This window comes from Streptomyces sp. NPDC005435, from assembly GCF_040703155.1.
GTDB lineage: Bacteria > Actinomycetota > Actinomycetes > Streptomycetales > Streptomycetaceae > Streptomyces.
In genome coordinates, this window is sequence record NZ_JBEXEQ010000005.1 from 36,404 (window position 1) to 55,123 (window position 18,720).

At 72.3% G+C, this 18,720-nt stretch carries 15 protein-coding genes; 10 read left to right on the forward strand and 5 right to left on the reverse strand.

The window, feature by feature from the left end; translation table 11 throughout:
* The first annotated feature begins 274 nt into the window (after positions 1-274).
* From AB0898_RS07915 to AB0898_RS07945, 7 genes are all read left to right on the forward strand, one after another.
* On the forward strand, positions 275-631 hold the full coding sequence (locus AB0898_RS07915) for a hypothetical protein (RefSeq protein ID WP_366801958.1): 357 nt from the start codon (positions 275-277) through the stop codon (positions 629-631).
* Between the two features lie 2,498 nt (positions 632-3,129).
* Positions 3,130-3,573, forward strand: coding sequence for a hypothetical protein (locus AB0898_RS07920; protein WP_366801959.1), 444 nt, complete (start codon positions 3,130-3,132; stop codon positions 3,571-3,573).
* A gap of 177 nt (positions 3,574-3,750) precedes the next feature.
* Complete coding sequence (locus AB0898_RS07925; RefSeq protein ID WP_366801960.1) at positions 3,751-5,271, forward strand: aldehyde dehydrogenase family protein; 1,521 nt, start codon at positions 3,751-3,753, stop codon at positions 5,269-5,271.
* Positions 5,272-5,346: 75 nt separating this feature from the next.
* Positions 5,347-6,879, forward strand: coding sequence for a GMC oxidoreductase (locus tag AB0898_RS07930; protein WP_366801961.1), 1,533 nt, complete (start codon positions 5,347-5,349; stop codon positions 6,877-6,879).
* Positions 6,876-8,093, forward strand: a complete 1,218-nt coding sequence (locus AB0898_RS07935) for a betaine/proline/choline family ABC transporter ATP-binding protein (protein WP_366801962.1) — start codon at positions 6,876-6,878, stop codon at positions 8,091-8,093. The genes AB0898_RS07930 and AB0898_RS07935 overlap by 4 nt, the downstream gene beginning before the upstream one ends.
* Positions 8,093-10,039: an ABC transporter permease subunit gene (locus AB0898_RS07940; RefSeq protein WP_366801963.1), complete on the forward strand. Its 1,947-nt coding sequence runs from the start codon at positions 8,093-8,095 to the stop codon at positions 10,037-10,039. The genes AB0898_RS07935 and AB0898_RS07940 overlap by 1 nt, the downstream gene beginning before the upstream one ends.
* Position 10,040: 1 nt before the next feature.
* Entirely contained in the window at positions 10,041-11,003 is a 963-nt protein-coding gene (locus AB0898_RS07945; RefSeq protein WP_366801964.1) for an ABC transporter substrate-binding protein, read from the forward strand.
* 48 nt (positions 11,004-11,051) lie between these two features.
* Here the strand turns inward: AB0898_RS07945 and AB0898_RS07950 are convergent, their stop codons facing one another.
* Genes AB0898_RS07950 through AB0898_RS07960 form a run of 3 tightly spaced genes read right to left on the reverse strand, consistent with a single transcriptional unit; the run spans position 11,052 to position 14,327 of the window.
* On the reverse strand, positions 11,052-12,185 hold the full coding sequence (locus AB0898_RS07950; RefSeq protein WP_366801965.1) for a hypothetical protein: 1,134 nt from the start codon (positions 12,183-12,185) through the stop codon (positions 11,052-11,054).
* Positions 12,186-12,213: 28 nt separating this feature from the next.
* A complete protein-coding gene (locus AB0898_RS07955) occupies positions 12,214-13,110 on the reverse strand; it encodes a lactate/malate family dehydrogenase (protein WP_366801966.1) in 897 nt (298 codons plus the stop codon).
* Entirely contained in the window at positions 13,107-14,327 is a 1,221-nt protein-coding gene (locus AB0898_RS07960) for a hypothetical protein (RefSeq protein WP_366801967.1), read from the reverse strand. The genes AB0898_RS07955 and AB0898_RS07960 overlap by 4 nt, the downstream gene beginning before the upstream one ends.
* Positions 14,328-15,096: 769 nt before the next feature.
* Between AB0898_RS07960 and AB0898_RS07965 the strand changes: the two genes are divergently transcribed.
* Positions 15,097-15,819, forward strand: coding sequence for a DNA-binding protein (locus AB0898_RS07965; protein ID WP_366801968.1), 723 nt, complete (start codon positions 15,097-15,099; stop codon positions 15,817-15,819).
* A 14-nt stretch (positions 15,820-15,833) separates the two neighbouring features.
* A complete protein-coding gene (locus tag AB0898_RS07970) occupies positions 15,834-16,307 on the forward strand; it encodes a hypothetical protein (RefSeq protein WP_366801969.1) in 474 nt (157 codons plus the stop codon).
* A gap of 10 nt (positions 16,308-16,317) precedes the next feature.
* On the opposite strand, the gene AB0898_RS07975 is transcribed toward AB0898_RS07970, so the two are convergent.
* Positions 16,318-16,716, reverse strand: a complete 399-nt coding sequence (locus AB0898_RS07975) for a hypothetical protein (protein ID WP_366802206.1) — start codon at positions 16,714-16,716, stop codon at positions 16,318-16,320.
* 35 nt (positions 16,717-16,751) lie between these two features.
* Positions 16,752-17,240, reverse strand: a complete 489-nt coding sequence (locus AB0898_RS07980) for a carboxymuconolactone decarboxylase family protein (RefSeq protein ID WP_366801970.1) — start codon at positions 17,238-17,240, stop codon at positions 16,752-16,754.
* A gap of 46 nt (positions 17,241-17,286) precedes the next feature.
* Between AB0898_RS07980 and AB0898_RS07985 the strand changes: the two genes are divergently transcribed.
* On the forward strand, positions 17,287-18,681 hold the full coding sequence (locus AB0898_RS07985) for a PLP-dependent aminotransferase family protein (RefSeq protein WP_366801971.1): 1,395 nt from the start codon (positions 17,287-17,289) through the stop codon (positions 18,679-18,681).
* The last annotated feature ends 39 nt before the right edge of the window (positions 18,682-18,720 follow it).

Here is an 18,720-nt window from a genome sequence, read left to right on the forward strand (position 1 = left end):
GAGAGTGGTCCGGTGTCGCAGAAGGGGGCCGAGGGCCATGTCCGGTGAGGAGTCGGAGGCTGGCTTCGGGCGGGCGGTTGAGGGTGGTCCGGTGTCGCAGAAGGGGGCCGAGGGCCATGTCCGGTGAGGAGTCGGAGGCTGGCTTCGGGCGGGCGGTTGAGGGTGGTCCGGTGTCGAGGGAGGGGGCCGAGGGCCATGTCCGGTGACGGGTCGAGGGGCGGTTTCGGGCGCGTGATCGCGGGTGGTCCGGTGTCGGGGAAGGGAATCAACAGCCATGTCCGGTGACGAGCCGAGGGTCAGTTTCGGGGACGTGTCGCACAGTACGTTCGCCGTGGGGAGCCATGCGCACGCCGAGAGCCATCATCACGGCGGGGGTGTCTCGCCGGACCCGGCGACCGAGGAACTCCTCGCTGTCGTACGGGAGTTGCGCGCCGACCTCGCCCGCGTCCGCGCCGACGACCGTACCGCCGCGCTGGACGCCGAGCTCGCCGACACCGAGTCCGAGATCACCCGTACCGGCCAGGCCGCCCCGACCCGCCGCGAGCGCCTCCGGGAACTCCTCACGGACTCCCAGGCCCTCATGAGCGTGCTCGCCTCGGCCGGCGCCCTCGCCGGGCTCCTGGGAATCTGACCGCACAACCGGAGGGGGCCGCGATGAGCGGGGGACAGCGGTACTGGAACGAGGACGCCCAACGCTGGGAGGACGACCCGCCGACCCCACCACCGACGCCGACCTTCCCACCCCCACCCCACCCGGCCGGCCCGGGCGGGGGCGACCCGGCATGGCCTCCGGCAGCGGGCCAGACGCTCTGGCCTCCGGCGGCTTCCGGACCGGATGGCTCGGCCGAGTCGTCGGCCGGCGGCGCGAGCGGCGAGCCCAGGGCTGAGTCGGGGACGGGTGACGGGAGCGCGGGCCATCCGGCCGGCCCTTCGGGGGCCGGCCAGGCCGTCTGGCCTCCGGCGGCGTCCGGACCGGGGGTCTCGGCTGAGTCGTCGGCCGGTGGTGCGGGCGGCGAGCCCGGGGTTGAGTCGGGGACGGGTGACGGGAGCGGGGGCCATCCGGCCGGGCCTTCCGGTGCTGCCCAGGCTGTCTGGCCTCCGGCGGTGTCCGGGCCGGGGGCGCCCACCGGGTCGTCGGTTGGCAGCGCGGGCGATGAGTCCCGGGTCGAGTCGGCGTCCGGTGAGGTGAGCGGGGTTCACTCGTCCTCGCCTTCGGCGGCCGGTCGGGCTGTCTGGCCTCCGGCGGTGTCCGGGCCGGGGGTCTCGGCTGAGCGGTCGGTTGGTGGTGCGGGCGGCGAGCCCGGGGTTGAGTCGGGGACGGGTGACGGGAGCGGGGGCCATCCGGCCGGGTCTTCGGGGGCGGCCCAGGCTGTCTGGCCTCCGGCGGCGTCCAGGCCGGATGCCTCCACCGAGTCGTCGGTCGGCGGTACGAGTGGGGAGGCCCGGGCCGAGTCGTCGGCCGCTGCCCGGAGCGAGGGGCACCCGGGCGGGCCTTCGGGGGTCGGACAGGCTGTCTGGCCTCCGGCGGCGACGGGGCCGGAGGTGCCCACCGGGTCGTCGGTCGGCGGTGTGGACGGCGAGTCCCGCGCTGGTGACGGGGGTGGGGGTCACCCTGCCGCGCCTTCGGCGCCCGGTCAGGCCGTTTGGCCTCCGGCGCAGTCCGGGCCGGAGGCTCCCGCCGGGTCGCCGGTCGGCGGTGCGGGTGGTGAGCCCCGTGCCGAGTCGGCGGCGGGTGACGGGAGCGGGGGTCACCCTGCCGGACCTTCGGGAGCCGGCCAGATCGCCTGGCCTCCAGCCGGGGCCGGGCCGGAGACCCCGGCCGGGTCGTCGGCCGGCGGTGCGGGTGGTGAGTCCCGCGCCGAGTCGGCGGCAGGTGGCCGCAGCGGGCCCCATCCGGTTGGCGGCCGTGCCGGGGGCTTCCCGGAGGGGCGCGGGCCGAAGGGCGACGTGGCCTCAACGGGCGACTCCGGCGCGGGGTCTCCGGCTGAGGCTTCGCCCGGTGGCCGTGGCTCAGCGTCGCCGACGGGTTCCGGTACGGGGTCCCCGGTGGGAGCTGCTGCGGGTGGTTCGGAGGAGGGGGCTCCAGCCGAGTCGTCGCCGGGTGGCCGTGGGCCGGGTCTCCCGGACGGGGCCGTGCCGGGGGATGCCGGTGAGGGGGCTTCCGTACGCGGTTCCGACACGGGGTCCCCGGCTGGGGATTCGCCGGGTGGCAAGGGGCGGGGTCTCCCGGAGGGGTTCGTACCGAAGGGCGCCGGTGAGGGGACCTCGGGGCGGGGCCCCGGTGCCGGCTCCCCGGCCGGGGTGTCGCCGAGTGGCCGTGGGCCGGCTCTCCCGGAGGGGTTCGCGGCGAGGGGTGCTGGTGCGCAGGCGTCGGGGGCGGATCTTGGCGCCGGCGCCCCGGCCGACGCTTCGGCGCGCCGCCATGGGCCGGCTCTCCCGGAGGGGTTCTCGGCGAAGGGTGCTGGTGAGCAGGTCTCGGGGCGGGGTCCTGGTGTGGATTCCTCGGCCGGGGTGTCGCCGGGAGGTCACGGTTCGGCTGTCCCGGAGGGGCTCGTAGCGAGGGGTGCTGGTGCGCAGGCGTCGGGGACGGATCTTGGCCCCGGCGCCCCGGCCGGCGATTCGGGGCGCCGTCACGGGCCCGGTCTCCCGGACGGGTTCTCGGCGAAGGGGGCCGGTGCGCAGGACTCCGGGCAGGTTTCAGGGGTCGATTCTCCGACCGAGACAGCGGCCAGCGGACGTAGTGCGGGATACCCGCAAGCGGCACCGCTTTCGGCGTGGCCCCCGGCCGGAGGCGTAGGGCGCGGCTCCGTGTGGGATCCCGATGCCGGGGGCTCTGCCGGGACCTCGGTCGGTGGTCTCGGTGGGCAGGGCGAGGGGGGCCGTGCCCGGCGGCTCTGGCCGGTGCTGGCCGCGGCTGCTGTCGTAGGGGTGGCCGTGGGGTTCGCGTTGGTGTTTGTGCTGGGCGGGGATGGTTCCGGTGGGCGTCGGGAGGTGGGCCAGGGGGGTTCCCGTTCGGCCCCGGCGCCGAGCCGGAGTACCGAGTCGGTGAGCGAGAGCCCGTCGCCGTCGCCGTCCGGGCCCCCCGAGGGGTATGAGGTCCGCGAAGACGGTGAGCGCTTCAGGATCGCCGTGCCCGAGCACTGGACGCGGAGCACCGCCCCGTCGACGTACGGCATCAAGGTGGTCAACTACCGCAGCCCGGACCGCAGTCACCGTATCCAGGTGTACCAGGTCGCGGAGGAGTCGCCGGACGCGTCCTTCGCGCTGTATCTGTCGGCGGACACCCCGAAGCCGGACGGCTTCGAGAAGCTCGCCCTGCGGAACATGGACGACGGCGACTTCACGGGCTCACGGCTGGAGTACCTGGCCGACACCCTCCGCGGGGAGCCCGAGGTGGGGACCTGGCACGTGCTGGACGAGCGGTTCGTCGCCGCCGACGGCCGGATATACGCGATCGCGGTGTACGGCCCTGACAGCGACGGCCGTGACGACGAGCTGGAGCAGCTCACCACCGCGCTGAAGTGGTTCTGCCCGCCCGACACCGGCTGTGACGCGGCGGCGTCGGTGGACTGATCACCCCGTAAGGCGGCCCATTTGTCCGTATTGATTCCGTAATTTCAGTGACCCGGCCCACTATCACCCCCCGAACGCGCATGCGTCTCGGGGGCCGAGGGAATGCGGTCCCGGTCCTTGGAGGTGACACCTCTGTCACACAGGGGCGCTGAACAGGAACGGAAGGCAATACCGATCATGGCGGACAGAACGGAACGACCGGCCGAGGCCACCATCCACGCCGGAGGCGACTGGCTCGGCGCGGCCTCCGGCGCGACGCGCGAGATCCTGGACCCGGCGGACGCCCGGCCCCTCGCCGTGGTCGCGGAGGGTGACGAGAAGGACGCGGACCGGGCGGTCACCGCCGCCCGGCAGGCGTTCGACCACGGCCCCTGGCCCCGTACCCCCGTCGCCGAGCGCGCCGCCCTGCTGCGCCGCGTGGCGGACCTCCTCGTACGCGACCGCGAGGCGCTCGGCCTGCTGGAGAGCCGGGACGCGGGCAAGACCGTGGAGGAGGGCCGCGTCGACATCGACTGCGTCGCGGACGCCTTCCGCTACTTCGCGGACCTGGTCGCCGCCGAGGCCCCCGGCCGGGTGGTCGACGCGGGCTCGCCGGACGTCCACAGCGTGGTCGTGCACGAGCCGGTCGGCGTCTGCGCCCTGATCACTCCCTGGAACTACCCGCTGCTCCAGGCGAGTTGGAAGGTGGCCCCCGCGCTCGCGGCGGGCAACACCTTCGTGCTCAAGCCCAGCGAGATCACCCCGCTGACCACCGTCAAGCTGATCGAGCTGCTCACCGAGGCCGGACTCCCCGACGGCGTCGCGAACCTCGTCACCGGCCCCGGCCACACGGTGGGCGCCCGCATGGCCGAGCACCCCGACGTCGACCTGGTCTCCTTCACCGGCGGCCTGGTCAGCGGCGTCAAGGTCGCCCAGGCCGCCGCGCCCACCGTGAAGAAGGTCGCCCTCGAACTCGGCGGCAAGAACCCCAACGTGGTCTTCGCCGACGCCTGCGCCACCGAGGAGGGCTTCGACACCGCCGTCGACCAGGCCCTCAACGCCGCCTTCATCCACAGCGGCCAGGTCTGCTCGGCGGGCGGCCGCCTCATCGTCGAGGAGTCGGTCAGGGACCGCTTCGTCGCCGAACTCGCGCGCCGCGCCGGGAAGATCAGGCTCGGCCGGGGTACCGCACCCGGTGTCGAGTGCGGCCCCCTCGTCTCCGAGCAGCAGCGCGCCAAGACCGAGGCGTACGTCGCCTCCGCGCTGGAGGAGGGCGCGGTGCTGCGCAGCGGCGGCAAGCGCCCCGAGCCGTCCGAGGACCGCCCCGAGTCCGGTTACTTCTACGAGCCGACCGTCCTCGACCACTGCCACCGCGAGATGCGCGTCGTACGCGAGGAGGTCTTCGGACCCGTCCTCACCGTCGAGACCTTCCGCACGGAGGACGAGGCGGTCGCGCTCGCCAACGACACCGAGTACGGCCTCGCGGGCGCCGTCTGGACCGCCGACCCCGGCCGCGCCCGGCGCGTCGCCGCCCGGCTGCGGCACGGCACCGTGTGGATCAACGACTTCCACCCCTATCTGCCGCAGGCGGAGTGGGGCGGCTTCGGCAAGAGCGGCACCGGCCGCGAGCTGGGCCCGGCGGGTCTCGCCGAGTACCGCGAGACCAAGCACGTGTACCAGAACCTCGCCCCCCGCCCGGTGCGCTGGTTCGCGGGCTGACCCCCACCCCCCCCAACACAGCCCGGTCGACACCCCCTTCGTACGACCTCCCGCCCCCCAGGAGTCAGGCACCCCATGTCCGAACACACCCACGCGTACGACTACGTCGTCATCGGCGGCGGCACCGCGGGCTCCGTCATCGCCTCCCGCCTCACCGAGAACCCCGACGTCACGGTCGCCGTCATCGAGGGCGGCCCGAGCGACGTCGGCCGCGACGACGTGCTGACCCTGCGCCGCTGGATGGGCCTGCTCGGCGGCGACCTCGACTACGACTACCCGACCACCGAACAGCCGCGCGGCAACTCCCACATCCGGCACAGCCGCGCCCGCGTCCTCGGCGGCTGCTCCTCGCACAACACCCTGATCTCGTTCAAGCCCCTCCCGTCCGACTGGGACGAGTGGGAGCGGGCCGGGGCCACGGGCTGGGGCGCGGTCCCGATGGAGGCGTACTTCGCCCGGCTGAAGAACAACATCGTCCCGGTGGACGAGCAGGACCGCAACGCGATCGCCCGCGACTTCGTCGACGCCGCGCAGGCCGCGCTGGACGTGCCGCGCGTGGAGGGCTTCAACAGGAAGCCGTTCACCGAGGGCGTCGGCTTCTTCGACCTCGCCTACCACCCGGAGGACAACAAGCGCTCCTCCGCCTCCGTGGCGTACCTCCACCCGGTGATGGACGAGCGCCCCAACCTCCATCTTTTCTTGGAGACTTGGGCGTACAAGCTGGAGCTGGACGGTACCCGCGCCGAGGGCGTCCACGTGCGCACCAAGGACGGCCAAGAGCTGCTGATCAAGGCGCGGAACGAGGTGATCCTCAGCGCCGGTGCCGTGGACACCCCGCGTCTGCTGCTGCACTCCGGCATCGGGCCCAAGGCGCAGCTCGAAGCGCTCGGCATCCCGGTCGTCCACGATCTGCCCGGCGTCGGCGAGAACCTGCTCGACCACCCCGAGTCGGTCATCGTCTGGGAGACCGACGGGCCGATCCCGGAGAACTCCGCGATGGACTCCGACGCGGGTCTGTTCGTCCGCCGCGACCCCCAACACGCGGGCCCGGACCTGATGTTCCACTTCTACCAGATCCCGTTCACCGACAACCCGGAGCGACTGGGCTACGAGCGGCCCGAGTTCGGCGTCTCGATGACCCCGAACATCCCCAAGCCCCGTAGCCGCGGCCGTCTTTACCTGACCAGCGCCGACCCGGCGGTGAAGCCCGCGCTCGACTTCCGCTACTTCACCGACGAGGACAACTACGACGCGCGGACCCTGGTCGACGGCATCCGTATCGCCCGCGAGATAGCGAAGACCGAGCCGCTCGCCCACTGGCTCAAGCGCGAGGTCTGCCCCGGCCCCGAGGTGCAGGGCGACGAGGAGCTGAGCGAGTACGCGCGCAAGGTCGCGCACACCGTCTACCACCCGGCCGGCACCTGCAAGATGGGCGCCGCCGACGACGAACTCGCCGTGGTGGACCCCGAGTTGCGTATCCGTGGCCTGGAGGGCGTCCGTATCGCCGACGCCTCGGTCTTCCCGACGATGACGGCGGTGAACCCGATGATCGGAGTACTCATGGTCGGTGAGAAGGCCGTCGAGCTGATCGGTGGTGACGCCCGATGACGCTCACCGTGCCGACCCGTAAGCCGCCCACCTCCGCCGCCGTCTTCTCCGTGGACGGCCTGTGGAAGGTGTTCGGCCCCAAGCCCGAACGCGTCCCCGCCGACCCGGAGTTGGCCGCGCTCTCTCCGGCCGAGCTGCGCGCGCGCACCGGCTGCACCGCTGCCGTCCGCGACGTCTCCTTCGACGTGCGCAAGGGTGAGGTCTTCGTCGTCATGGGCCTGTCCGGCTCCGGCAAGTCCACCCTCGTGCGCTGTCTGACCCGGCTCATCGAGCCCACCGCGGGCACCATCGCCATCGACGGCGAGGACGTCCGCGCCATGGACCGCACCCGGCTGCGCGAACTGCGCCGCCACCGCGCCGCGATGGTCTTCCAGCACTTCGGCCTCCTCCCGCACCGCACCGTCCTCGACAACGTCGCCTACGGCCTGGAGATCCAGGGCGTCGGCAAGTCCGAACGCCGGGAGACGGCCGCCGAGTTCGTCGCCAAGGTCGGCCTCGCGGGCATGGAGAAGCGCCGCCCCGGACAGCTCTCCGGCGGCCAGCGCCAGCGCGTCGGCCTAGCCCGCGCCCTCGCCGTGGACCCCGAAGTCCTGCTGTTCGACGAGCCGTTCAGCGCGCTCGACCCGCTGATCCGGCGCGACATGCAGGACGAGGTGGTCCGCCTGCACGAGGAGGAGGGCCGCACGATGGTGTTCATCACCCACGACCTCTCCGAGGCCCTCAAACTCGGCGACCGCATCGCCCTGATGCGCGACGGCCGCGTGGTGCAGCTCGGCACCCCCGAGGAGATCGTCAACTCCCCGGCCGACGACTACGTCCGCGAATTCGTGCGCGACGTACCGCGCGAGCAGGTCGTCACCTGCCGTACCGCCATGCGGCCCGCCTCCGCCGGCGAGGCGGGCAGCGGCCCCGCCGTGCGCCCGGAGGCGCCGGTCGCGGAGGCCATCGAGGCGGTGGCCCGCGCGGGCGAACCGGCCCGGGTGATGGACGCGGGGCGCTGTATGGGCGTGGTGGACTCCGAGGCGCTGCTGAGCGTGGTGGCGGGGACGGGCGGGACGGAGGCCGGTGCCTCCGGTGAGCGTGCCGGCTCGGCCGCGACCGGGCGGACGTCCGCGCCGAGGCCCGCCGCCGGCGCGAAGGCGGCACCCGAGCCCTCCGCCGCCTCCGACCCCTCCGCCGCCCCCGACCCCGAGCGTGAGCCGGAGGCCGCCTGATGGCCACCCTCACCGTCCCGGCCGCCGCCCGCCGCGCCCTCCCCGGCGCCCTGAGATCGCGCCCCGCCGCCAAGCTGCTCGTCCTCGCGGTCGCCGCCGCCGTCCTCGTCCCGCTGCTCAGCTCCCGCTGGGGCAGCGGAAGTTGGCCGCACGCGCTGACCGTGAGCCTGGTGAAGCCGCTCGGCGCCGCCAGCGACTGGGTCATCGACAACCGGGACAGCCACCCGCTGTTCCTGTACTTCTTCGGCCACATCAGCAACGCGGTCGTCCTCGCCGTACGCGGGGTCTATCTCACCCTGCTCGCCGCCGGGTGGCCCGGTGTCACCGTGCTCGGCGCGCTGGTCGCCTGGCGGGTGGCCGGGGTACGGCTCGCGGCCGGCACGGCTGTCGCGTTCCTCGCCTGCGGTGTGCTCGGTATGTGGCAGGCGACCATGCAGACGCTCGCGCTGATGGTGGTCGCGGTGCTCGCCTCCGTCCTCGTCGGCGCGCTGCTCGGCCTCGGCGCCGGGCTCTCCGACCGGCTGGACCGCGCCCTGCGCCCGGTCCTGGACACCATGCAGGTGCTCCCGGCCTTCGCCTATCTCCTGCCCGTGGTGCTGGTGTTCGGCATCGGCGTGCCCGCCGCCGTCCTCGCCACCGTGGTCTACGCGGCTCCGCCCATGGCCCGCCTCACCGCGCTCGGCCTGCGCGGCGCCGACCCCGAGGTGCTGGAGGCCGTACGGTCGCTCGGCGCCACCTCGCGCCAGCGGCTGCTGACCGCGCGCATCCCGCTGGCCCGCAAGGAACTGCTGCTCGGCCTCAACCAGACGATCATGATGGCGCTCTCCATGGCCGTCATCTCCTCCGTGATCGGCGCGGGCGGTCTCGGCGACCGCGTCTACCAGGCGCTCGCCTCCGTCGACGTCGGCGCGGCCCTCGCCGCCGGCATCCCGATCGTGCTGCTCGCCGTGGTCCTGGACCGCGTGACGGCTGCCGCAGGGCGTGCGACCGAGGGCGCGGACCGGCCTCGTACCCAGTGGCTGTACGTCCTCGGCGCCACCGTCGCCGTCGCGGTCCTCGCGCGGCTGTTCGGCCGCGCCGACTGGCCCGAGGGGCTGACCCTCGGCATCGCCGCGCCCGTCAACGACGCCGTCGACTGGATGACCGCGCACCTCTACTCCGGCGTCCCCGTCGTCGGCGGCACCGCCGACTGGGCGGGCCACTTCACCACCTGGATGCTGGACCCGCTGCGCGACGGCCTGCGCGCGCTGCCCTGGTGGGCGGTGCTGCTCGTGGTGGCCGCGCTCGCCTGGCTGATCGGCACCTGGCGCACCGCGCTGACCGCCGTCCTCGCCATGGCCGCGATCGGTGTGCTCGGCGTGTGGGACTCCTCGCTCGACACGCTCTCCCAGGTACTGGCCGCCGTCGCCGTCACCCTGGTCCTCGGCATCGTCACCGGCATCGCGGCCGCGCGCAGCGAGCGGGTGGAGCGGGTGCTGCGGCCGGTCCTGGACGTGTTCCAGACCATGCCGCAGTTCGTCTACCTGATCCCGGTCGTCGCGCTGTTCGGCGTCGGCCGCGCGCCCGCCGTCGTCGCCGCCGTGGTCTACGCGCTCCCGGCCGTCGTCCGCATCACCGCGCAGGGGTTGCGCCAGGTGGACCCGGCCGCGCTGGAGTCCGCCCGCTCGCTCGGCGCGACCGGGCGGCAGCAGCTCTGGCAGGTCCAACTTCCGCTGGCCCGGCGCTCGTTGCTGCTCGCCGTCAACCAGGGTGTCGTCCTCGTCCTCGCCGTCGTCATCATCGGCGGACTGGTCGGCGCGGGTGCGCTCGGCTACGACGTCGCGTTCGGCCTCGCGCAGGGTGACCTCGCGACCGGTCTGGTGGCCGGTGCCGCCATCGTGTGCCTCGGTCTGATGCTCGACCGGGTGACGCAGCCGACGGGTGACCGCGCGAAGAAGGGAGCGTGAGATGCGTATCCGTACGACTTTCGGTGTGACGCTCGCCGGAGCCTCGGCGCTCGCCCTGCTCACCGGCTGCGGCGCGGCCGACATGACCAAGCAGGCCAGCCCCTTCGCGAACGCGGGCGGCCCGAAGAGCCTGACCCTGTCCGTGCAGTCCTGGGTGGGCGCGCAGTCCAACGTGGCCGTCGCGCAGTACATCCTCCAGCACAAGCTGGGCTACCACGTCGACACCGTCCAGGTGGACGAGATCCCCGCCTGGGACGCCCTCAGCCAGGGCCGCGTCGACGCGCTCCTGGAGGACTGGAGCCACCCGGAGCAGGAGAAGCGGTACGTCGACGAGAAGAAGACGGTGACTGCGGCGGGCGGCCTCGGCGTCACGGGTCACATCGGCTGGTACGTCCCCACGTACTTCGCCAAGCAGCACCCCGACGTCACCGACTGGAAGAACCTCGACAAGTACGCCTCCCTCTTCCACACCCCCGAGAGCGGCGGCAAGGGCCAGCTCATGGACGGCTCCCCGGCCTACGTCACCCACGACAAGGCCCTGGTGAAGAACCTGAACCTGAACTACCAGGTCGTCTTCGCCGGCTCCGAAGCCGCCCAGATCACCCAGATGAAACAGTTCGCCAAGGAGAAGAAGCCCTTCCTGACCTACTGGTACACCCCCCAGTGGCTCTTCGAGAAGATCCCCATGACAGAGGTGAAACTCCCCCCGTACAAGGAGGGCTGCGACACCAACCCGGCTAAGATCACCTGCGCCTACCCCCACACCCCCCTCCGCAAATTCCTCAACGCCGACTTCGCCAAGTCCGGCGGCGAGGCGGCCACCTTCCTCAAGAAGTTCCAGTGGACGACGGAGGACCAGAACGAGGTCTCGCTGATGATCGCCGACCAGAAACTGCCCCCCGAGGAAGCGGCGAAGAAGTGGGTGGACACCCACCCGGAGAAGTGGAAGAGCTGGCTGTCGTGACGACGGGTGCCGGGTGGAGTACGAGCGCCGCCACCCGGCACCACGTCCTCACCCGACGTCGGTGAGCTTGGCCAGGAAGTCGGCGTTGGCCTGGACATCGTGGCCCAGGACGACCTGGTGCTGCGGGAGCTGGGCGAGTCGGTCGGCGACAGTCGCGCGGGCCACGTCGCCGCCTCCGCCGTTGATGCCCTGAGAGATACCGAAGTGGTCGGGGTAGCGGTCCTCTGTGACGCCGCTCATGAAGTCGGCCTCGTTCAGGGTGCGGGCACCGTTGATCACGGCAGGGGCGGCGGAGGGGTCGATCCGGGGGAACAGCAGCGTCGCCGCGTTCCCGCCGGCCGCCAGTTCCATGCCGAACCAGGTGGAGAACTGGTCGGGGAACACCTGCACCTTCCTCTCCCGCGTGCCGCCCGGCTCCCAGAGCGGTTCGCGTCGGTCGGCCAGCAGCGCGTCGGTGACCTCCTGGTGCTGCGTGGGGTGAAGTCGCTCGCCCGCCTGGAGCCGCCTGCGTACGACGTCGTACAGACCGAGGGCGTCGAGCAGGCCCAGGCCGACGGCCGCCGCCGACGGCCACGGCAGCAACCGGAGCTCACCGCCCACCGGCTTGACGAACACCCGGTCGTTGGCGAGCAGACGGGCACCGCGACGCGCCAGCAGCAGCGCCGTGGTGGTCTTGCCCGACCCCTTGGACCCGAAGGCGAGCAGGGCCTGGCCCTCATGGACGACAGCTGAGGCGTGCAGGAGTGTCCACCCGTCACGAAGCAATGCCGCACGGATCACCTCCCGCGCGATCCGTGCCGAGGCCAGCGCCAGAGCTTCGGGCGTACGACCGGTGATGGCGACATGGTTGCCGAGCTGATCGGATCGGTAGGCGAGTCCCTCCTCGGGCGAGACGCCCGTGACGTCGCCCGTACCGTCCCGAACGAGCAGCAGCTTGGCCTTGGCGTAAGTGACGTCGTCGTGCGGGCCGTTCGTGACGAGGGCGAGCGTCTCGGCGTACTTCCCGTCGTCGATGCCGGCGGTGACGAGTGGGCCCGCGCAGACGCTTTCGGCAGGGACTTCGAACGCGTTCCACCAGGAACCGAAGTAGCGGCGGGTCCAGTCCGTGACGAACGGGGTGTTGCTCAGGACCGTCACGCTCGCGTTCGCGGCGCGAAGACGGGTGGCGGTTGGGGTGTTCACGTCGTTCATCTCCAGTCGGCCGGGCGGGTCAGGACAGCCGTAACGCCTGGTAAGCGGTACGGAGCTTGGCAGCTGCCATGGACAGTTGGCTGTGCTCGTCCGCGCTGAGGTCGGGCAGACGTACTACGGGCTGACCTGCGGTGAAACGCAACGGAACACCAAGCCAGTTGTCGCCGTGACGAGTGCTGAGTTCTTCGGTCCCGTCGGCCAGGGCGAGGCTCTTCCGAAGGGCTGAGAGCACGGCTCCCGCGGGTCCGGATCGGGTACGTCCGACACCGTGGCTGATCCGTCCGGGGCGGGTACGCAGTTCGGTGCGTACTTCCGCGAGAGGTACCGGAACGGGACGGCCATGGACGGTGGTCGATGACGCGCACACCACAGCGTGATCCCCGTGCTCGCCGATCACATGGCCGTGCACGGCGTCCGCCGGCACTTCGAGCAGGCGGGCGACGGAGAGCCGGTAGCGGGCCGAGTCGAGGTTCGAGCCGATGCCGTACACACGTGGGCAGCCGGAGGTCTCGGCGAACAGTCTGCTCATCAGGTCGACCGGGTTGGTGACCACGAGCACGGTTCCCGCGTAGCCGCGCAGGGCGACGGCGAGCGCCTGGACGACGGAGACGTTGGCGGCGGCGCCGCCCATCCGTACGTCGGTCGTGTGCGTGTTGGTGAAGGAGGCCCGCGCGGCGACGACGATGGCCGCGCAGTCGGCCAGGCCCGCCACCGGACAGGCTTCGGGCCGTACGGGTGACGCCATGGCCTGGCGCATGTCGTCGAGGTCGGCGGCGAGCGCCGTTGCCTGGTGGAGGAGGCGGGAGGCGACGAGCACACGTCCAGGAAGGTGCGAAGCCACCAGCATGGCGGCCACCGTCTGTCCGACCGCCCCCGCACCGATCACACCGATTGTGTCCACAGCCGCCGACGTCACGCGGCGACCTCCTGCGCGTGGCTGAGAGCGTTGTCCCACACGGCTCCGGTGTCGCCTGTTGAGGCCAGGCCGGCGCTGATCCGGTCGACCATCCGGCACAGATCGGCCGCCCGGTCCACCAGAGTCTCGCCCAGGGCGGGAAGAGGGAGTTCGGTGGGCGCCGACAGATAGGTGGTGAGGATGTTGCCGGTGTCCATCAGCCACAGCCCCAGTACTTCCCGGAGCCAAGCGTGGCGTTCCTCGTCCGACAGACCGTCCCTCCGCGTGTTGGCGAAGACACCGATGCCATGCAGCAAGTGCCTGCCCGTCCACGGCCCAGGGCGGGCCGCCGCCAGCGTCAGTACGGTACGGCTGATCAGTTTCGCCATGTCGACGGCCGTCCCGGCGAGCAGGAGGCCGGGGTCGATGAACACCGGCGGCTTGTCGATCCCATCCGGGTAGAGAACGTGTTCGGGTTTGAGATCGCCGTAGGCCAGCACCCGTTGTGGTGACTGCGGCAGTACCCGGGTCCGCAGCTGGTGAAGGCGGACGACGATCTGGCGCAGCCCGGCGACGACCTCTTCCCGGTCACCGGCAGGGCATCGGCCTGCCCCGAGCCGCTCCACGTAGACGGGTCCGGAGAGCCCGTTGAACTTCCGATGGAAGGTGCCCGCGATGCTGCGCTCACCGGTGATTCTCATGGGGCCCGGCCATTGCGCGGTGGGCCGACGATGAAGGTCGTGCAGCAGATCAAATGTTCCGACCAGCAAGTCGGCGCTCTGCTCCGGCCGTTGTAACAGGAGCTGGGCCAGGCTCGCCCCTGTGACGGCTTCGGTGAACAGCACACCCCGGCCCACGCCGATCACCGGGCAGACCCGAGGGCGTCCGGCACCCAGCAGGAGTCGCAGTTGCGCGGCCTCCCTCTCGACCAGAGTGTCCGGACGCAACACGTACTGCCGCTGAGCCGCCCGGACCTGGGGCCAGGGGCCGCAAGTGCCACGCAGCAGCGACACCAGCGACACCCCGAGCAACGAATACTTCGCATACAGCGGACGGCCGTCCACGACGATGCGGCGCACGTATCCGGTGACGCCGGGCACGTGGGATCCGAGGTCGAGGTGGGCATGTGGCCAGCGCTCGGTGGCAGCCGCACCGATCTCCAGGTCCGCGAAGGCGAACACCTCTTCGGTGGTGGGAGCCGGACTACTGGGCCAGGTACTCACGGAGGTAGTGCTCATGTACGCCTCCAACAGGGGTGGATCGTAGTGCGAGGGTCGCGAAAGCCCGGCGTTCACCGGCCGGCCGCGCGACCACGAGTCCGAAACACCCCGGGTGCGGGGCAGTTGGGCTCCGACACCCAGTCAACGATCACCATGCGTCATGAGACCATCACCCATGCGGCATGCGCATACGGATATGCGCTCAGCGGGTACGAGTAGGCGCCGATCGCCGCAGGGACTCGTAGCGTGGGGGTGTCGTGGACTTCCAGACAGGCCCGATCCGGGACGCGTCCCGGGCTGGGAACTACGGACGCGTCATCGAACTGGCCCGCAGGGGGCAGCAGATGACGCAGGTGGCACTCGGACAGGCCCTTGGTCTGTCCCAGTCCGCAGTCTCCCGTCTGGAGAAGCGCGGCCCGGCCTCCTACCCCACCGACGTCCTGGCCGCGGCGGCCGCACATCTTCAGATTCCGCCGGTTTTGGTGGGTCTGGCAGACGGGCGCGCGGCGCGGCAACAGGCGGAAGACGATGATCCCATGCACCGACGCACCATCCTGGGCGGCGCGGTCGCAGCGATGGCAACCCCCATCCTGACCGCCGAGCCGGACAGGCACGACACAAGCAGGGGACAAGCCGCCGCTCTGCGGTTGACCACCAGCGCCTACCGCAGACTCGACGGCACCACTCCCTCCCGGGACCTCGCCGACGCGGTGGACGGTCATATCCGGCTCGTCCAGAGCATCCCCGCGCCGCGACCGGCGACACAGACCGGGCGCTGCTGGCGGCCGTGGGCAGTGAGGTCGCGTCTTTTGCCGGCTGGCTTGCCTGGGACAGGGGCGATCACGGGTCGGCCCGATCCTGGTACGGCGGTGCCGTCAAGGCCGCCCGAGCCGCCGGGGATGCGCTCCTGACCGCCTACCAGACCGGCACGCTCGCCCAGTTCGAGGCACACGCCGGAAATGGCGTGGAGGCACTGAACCTCGCCCGCCGCGCCCGACGGGTGCTCGGCGACCAGCGTCCGGCCGTCGCCGATGCGTGGCTGTCGAGCGTCGAGGCTCTCGGGTATGCGGCGGCCGGTGACCGCCGTGGAGCCGACCGGTCCTTGACCGCGTCTCGCACATACGCGGAAGCGTTGACGGCCGATCAGGAGCCGCCCCCATGGCCGTGGGTGTTCTCCTTCACCCCGGACAAGGTGGCCGCCTGCCGCGTCACCTGCGGCGCGCGTCTCCAGCTGGCCAAGTGGGTGGTTGATGAGGACGTGGCGGCGCTGACCACCGGCCATGCGAAGCAACGTGCCCTGCTGGTGCTCGACATCGCTGCCGGGCACCTCGCCGGTGGACGGGTGGAGGCCGCGTTCGCCCTTGCCTCCCGCGCGCTTGAGGTCGGCATTCAATACCGGTCCGGCCGGATCGTGGAACGCGCCCGCGCCGTACGCCGTAGCCTCACCAGCGACTCACCGCCCAAGGCGGTACGTGACTTCGACGAACGCCTGCACAACGTCTACCTGTAGGAGAGTGGGCACGCATGAGGGTCGGCATCACCGGGCACCGTGGACTCGGCCCGGACGTGGAGGTGCGGGTGCGCGCCCTGCTCGCTGCCCAGGCCGAGTGCTACGACCCCGCTGAGCTGGTCGGTGTTTCGTGTATCGCCGATGGGCCCGACGCCTGGTTTGCCGAAGCGGTGTTGGCGTGTGGGGGGCGGGTTGAGGTGGTGGTGCCGGCCGGCGAGTACCGGGCGGGGCTGCCCGGCCGGCATCACCCCGTTTACGACCGGCTCATCGCCCGTGCCGCGGAGGTGCATCACACCGGGCTGGTCGAGTCGACCTCGGAGGCTCATCAGGCCGGGTCCGAGGTTCTGGTCGGGCTGGTGGACGAGTTGGTCGCCGTGTGGGACGGGAAGCCGGCGCGGGGATACGGGGGCACCGCGGACGTGGTGGCGTATGCCCGGCGGGCCGGTGTTCCGGTGCGGGTGTTGTGGCCGGAGGGGGCTGTCCGCTGAGGGCGGCTTCTTACGCGGGGTCCGCGAGCCCGCGTCTGTCCTCCACATGGACCACGTGGAGTTCCGTGCCGTCCTGGTCGCGCTGGGCGCGGCCGCAGAGGCCGACGGAGAGGTGGTCGTTGCCGCCGGGTTCGTCGGGGGCGACGTAGGTGAGGACGTCGGGGTGATGGCCGGTGACCACCCAGCCGTCGATGTCCTCGATCTCGATCACCCGGAAGTCTCCGGCGGGACCGCCCGCGTGGACGGGCCCGAACAGGCCGAGGATGTCGGTGGCCTGCGCGGCGAGGTCGTCCTCGGGGGCGGTCAGCACCACACAGGTGCCGTGCTCGAACAGCACCCACGACTTGTGAGGGTCGGTGAGCAGCCGCTTCCAGGCGTCGATGAGTATGTCGGTCTCCACGGCGGTCATCATGCCGCAGGGAGCCTCCGGCGCACAGCGACGGGTTACTTGTGCTGGCCCGGTGTGTAGTGCCCCGGCACCATTCGGGTCGTCACCGCGAAGCGGTTCCACGCGTTGATCACGGTGATGGCGGCGATCAGCTGGGTGAGCTCCGGCTCCTCGAAGTGCTTGGCGGCGCGGTCGTAGACCTCGTCCGGGACGAAGCCTTCGGTCAACACCGTGACGGCTTCGGTGAGTTCGAGGGCCGCCGCCTCCTTCTCCGTGTAGAAGTGGCGCGACTCGTCCCACGCGCTCAGCTGGACGATCCGCTCCACGGACTCGCCCGCCGCGAGCGCGTCCTTGGTGTGCATGTCGAGACAGAACGCGCAGTGGTTGAGCTGGGAGGCACGGATCTTGACCAGTTCGAGGAGGCGGGGGTCCAGGCCCTGCCGGGCGGCGATGTCGAGGCGGACCATCGCCTTGTAGACGTCGGGCGCGTGCTCGGTCCAGGCCAGGCGGGCGGGGTGCTCGGGGACGTACTCGGTGGTGTCCATGCGTCGAGCCTAGGAGCGCGGCGGCCCAGGAGTATGGTCCATTCCCATGGCGGAATCGTGGGCCAATCTCGGCATCGACCTCCACCTGGAACCGGCCGGCGGCACCGGCCTGCGCCAGGGCCTGACCGACGCGCTGCGCGACGCGGTACGCGGCGGACGGCTCGCCCCCGGCACCCGGCTGCCCTCCTCCCGCGCGCTCGCCGCCGACCTCGGGATCGCCCGGAACACCGTCGCCGAGGCGTACGCGGGCCTGGTCGCCGAGGGCTGGCTCACCGCCCGCCAGGGCTCCGGCACCCGCGTGGCCGAGCGTGCCATGTCCCCCGCCACGGCACCGGAGGCCCCCGTCCGGCACCGCACCCCCGGCCGCCCCGCCCTCAGCCTCGTCCCCGGCACCCCCGACCTCGCCGCCTTCCCGCGCACCGCCTGGCTCCAGGCCGCCCGCCGCGCCCTGGCCACCGCCCCCTTCGACGCCCTCGGCTACGGCGACCCGCACGGCCGCCCCGAACTGCGCACCGCCGTCGCCGGCTACCTCGCCCGCGTCCGGGGCGTACGCGCCGACCCCGGCAGCGTCCTGATCACCGCCGGTTTCTCGCACGCCCTGCGCCTGCTCGGCACCGTGCTGCGCGCTCGGGGCGCCCGCAGGGTCGCCGTCGAGTCGTACGGCCTCGACGCGTACACCGCCCTGCTGCACGAGGCGGGCCTCACCACGGTCCCGCTGCCGTACGACGAACTCGGCACGGACACCCGCAAGTTGAGCGGCGAGGACGCTGTCCTCCTCACCCCCGCCCACCAGTTCCCGATGGGCACCGCGCTGCACCCCGACCGCCGCGCGGCCGTCGTCGACTGGGCGCGGCGCACCGGCGGGCTGATCCTGGAGGACGACTACGACGGCGAGTTCCGCTACGACCGCCGTCCCGTCGGCGCCCTCCAGGACCTCGCCCCCGACCACGTCGTGTACCTCGGCACCGCCAGCAAGTCCCTCGCCCCCGGACTGCGCCTGGGCTGGACGGTGCTGCCCCCGGCCCTGCGCGCGGAGACGGCCGGGGCCAAGGGCCGGATCGACAGCTGCGGTGTCCTGGACCAGCTCACCCTGGCCGAGTTCCTCACCTCCGGCGGCTACGACCGCCACGTCCGCGCCGCCCGACTGCGCTACCGGCGCCGCCGCGACGCCCTCGCGGCGGCCGTCGCCGACCGGGCACCGGACGTCCACGTCACCGGCATCGCGGCCGGGCTGCACGCGGTACTGCGGCTGCCGCCCGGCACCGAGCGCTCGGTCGTCCAGGCCGCGGGCTGGCAGGGCCTGGCCCTGCACGGCCTCTCCTTCTACCGCCACCCCGACGCCGTCACCGCACCGCTGGACGCGCTGGTCGTGGGGTACGGGACACCGCCGGAGAGCGCGTGGAAGGAGGCGCTGGAGGCGCTGTGCCGGGCGCTCCCCTAGTGGTGCGCGGCCGGTAGGGGTACGCGGCAGTAGCGGTAC

Excerpts from the sequence above, each read along its gene's own strand:
- AB0898_RS07970 (WP_366801969.1), top strand. The coding sequence starts at position 15,834 with ATGAGGGTCGGCATCACCGGGCACCGTGGACTCGGCCCGGACGTGGAG.
- AB0898_RS07930 (WP_366801961.1), top strand. The coding sequence starts at position 5,347 with ATGTCCGAACACACCCACGCGTACGACTACGTCGTCATCGGCGGCGGC.
- AB0898_RS07975 (WP_366802206.1), bottom strand. The coding sequence starts at position 16,716 with ATGACCGCCGTGGAGACCGACATACTCATCGACGCCTGGAAGCGGCTG.
- AB0898_RS07940 (WP_366801963.1), top strand. The coding sequence starts at position 8,093 with ATGGCCACCCTCACCGTCCCGGCCGCCGCCCGCCGCGCCCTCCCCGGC.
- AB0898_RS07980 (WP_366801970.1), bottom strand. The coding sequence starts at position 17,240 with ATGGACACCACCGAGTACGTCCCCGAGCACCCCGCCCGCCTGGCCTGG.
- AB0898_RS07915 (WP_366801958.1), top strand. The coding sequence starts at position 275 with ATGTCCGGTGACGAGCCGAGGGTCAGTTTCGGGGACGTGTCGCACAGT.
- AB0898_RS07925 (WP_366801960.1), top strand. The coding sequence starts at position 3,751 with ATGGCGGACAGAACGGAACGACCGGCCGAGGCCACCATCCACGCCGGA.
- AB0898_RS07985 (WP_366801971.1), top strand. The coding sequence starts at position 17,287 with ATGGCGGAATCGTGGGCCAATCTCGGCATCGACCTCCACCTGGAACCG.
- AB0898_RS07945 (WP_366801964.1), top strand. The coding sequence starts at position 10,041 with ATGCGTATCCGTACGACTTTCGGTGTGACGCTCGCCGGAGCCTCGGCG.
- AB0898_RS07935 (WP_366801962.1), top strand. The coding sequence starts at position 6,876 with ATGACGCTCACCGTGCCGACCCGTAAGCCGCCCACCTCCGCCGCCGTC.
- AB0898_RS07960 (WP_366801967.1), bottom strand. The coding sequence starts at position 14,327 with ATGAGCACTACCTCCGTGAGTACCTGGCCCAGTAGTCCGGCTCCCACC.